Raw genomic sequence first — 477 nt, 5'->3', positions numbered from 1 at the left:
ACCGTTAATGGTGTTCCGGCGGTGACCTACTCTCCCACACCCTCCCGGGTGCAGTACCATCGGCGCTGTGGGTCTTAGCTTCCGGGTTCGGGATGGGACCGGGCGTTTCCCCCACGCTATGACCGCCGTAACCCTTGCTCCGCCACCGTGCCCGCTGTTGGCGGGGGTGGGGAAAACTAGTGGTTACAACATGGCCGCTGCAGCGAATGCAGCTGTGGTGTTGTTATTTTGTTGTGGTTTTGTTCCTGTCGCAACGTGCCGTCGGTGACGGGTTTGTTGTTTGGGAACCACATAGTGGACGCAAGCAGTCTTGTTTCTTTGTACCCTCCCCMTGGTGTGAACGTCTTTTGAATCCGTTCACGGGAAGAGTGTGTGGTGTAAGTTATCGGCCTATTAGTACCGGTCAGCTTCACGAGTCGTTAGTCCTCGCTTCCACATCCGGCCTATCAACCCAGTGGTCTGGCTGGGGGCCTCTCA

1 rRNA gene is annotated in these 477 nt (G+C 57.1%); it reads right to left on the bottom strand.

What is annotated here, in order from left to right:
• Nucleotides 1–13: 13 nt before the first annotated feature.
• Nucleotides 14–130, bottom strand: a 5S ribosomal RNA gene (gene rrf, locus AC1DDH_RS20575).
• Between the last annotated feature and the right edge of the window lie 347 nt (nt 131–477).

This window comes from Arthrobacter sp. 10T425 (assembly GCF_056393985.1).
This window is presented reverse-complemented; position numbering and strand designations above follow the sequence as displayed.